4 tRNA genes and 1 rRNA gene are annotated in these 1059 nt (G+C 49.2%); all 5 read left to right on the plus strand.

Annotated features, from left to right (window positions below):
- Positions 1-252 (plus strand): 16S ribosomal RNA (locus tag L4D79_RS29755); the annotation flags it as partial.
- Positions 253-344: 92 nt separating this feature from the next.
- Positions 345-420, plus strand: a tRNA-Glu gene (locus L4D79_RS29760).
- Position 421: 1 nt separating this feature from the next.
- Positions 422-497: transfer RNA gene (locus L4D79_RS29765), tRNA-Lys, on the plus strand.
- Positions 498-527: 30 nt separating this feature from the next.
- Positions 528-603: transfer RNA gene (locus L4D79_RS29770), tRNA-Val, on the plus strand.
- A 29-nt stretch (positions 604-632) separates the two neighbouring features.
- Positions 633-708, plus strand: a tRNA-Ala gene (locus tag L4D79_RS29775).
- The last annotated feature ends 351 nt before the right edge of the window (positions 709-1059 follow it).

Below are 1059 nucleotides of genomic sequence, written 5' to 3' on the forward strand. Positions count from 1 at the left end.
TATGTCGTAGTCCGGATTGGAGTCTGCAACTCGACTCCATGAAGTCGGAATCGCTAGTAATCGTAGATCAGAATGCTACGGTGAATACGTTCCCGGGCCTTGTACACACCGCCCGTCACACCATGGGAGTGGGCTGCACCAGAAGTAGATAGCTTAACCTTCGGGGGGGCGTTTACCACGGTGTGGTTCATGACTGGGGTGAAGTCGTAACAAGGTAGCCCTAGGGGAACCTGGGGCTGGATCACCTCCTTAACGATATGACTGCTGTTTTATGCAGTGTCCACACAGATTGCTTGGTYGAAATGTAAAGAACATATTCAGGTTCCCAAACCTGAAAACACTTAGTCCCATTCGTCTAGAGGCCTAGGACACCGCCCTTTCACGGCGGTAACAGGGGTTCGACTCCCCTATGGGACGCCACGGGTCGTTAGCTCAGTTGGTAGAGCAGTTGACTTTTAATCAATTGGTCGCAGGTTCGAATCCTGCACGACCCACCATCTTCTCCTTTGAAGATGTAAAACATCGGAGGGCGATTAGCTCAGTTGGGAGAGCACCTCCCTTACAAGGAGGGGGTCACTGGTTCGAGCCCGGTATCGCCCACCATTCTTTCTTTATGAAAGGCACTATCCGATGGGGCTATAGCTCAGCTGGGAGAGCGCTTCGCTGGCAGCGAAGAGGTCTGCGGTTCGATCCCGCATAGCTCCACCACTCTTTAAACGCACTGCTCTTGAAATAAAGAGGTACGAGTGTCTTTAGAAAGTGGATGTCGAAAGACAAACACATGTTCTTTAACAATCTGGAAAGCTGACTAGTAAATTGAATTCTTTGAATTCAATACTAAATAGTTTCATCGAAAGATGAAACGAGTTCTCAAGCAACACACATTCAAGTGTCTTGTGTAAGAGTCCGGCGAAACAACAGTCCATCATAACTCAGATGGACAACCTTGGTTGTTGACCATACGAAACCTCTTGGGGTTGTATGGTTAAGTGACTAAGCGTACACGGTGGATGCCTGGGCAGTCAGAGGCGATGAAGGACGTGCTAACCTGCGATAAGC

It is taken from the genome of Photobacterium satsumensis (assembly GCF_050336935.1).
Classification (GTDB): domain Bacteria; phylum Pseudomonadota; class Gammaproteobacteria; order Enterobacterales; family Vibrionaceae; genus Photobacterium; species Photobacterium satsumensis.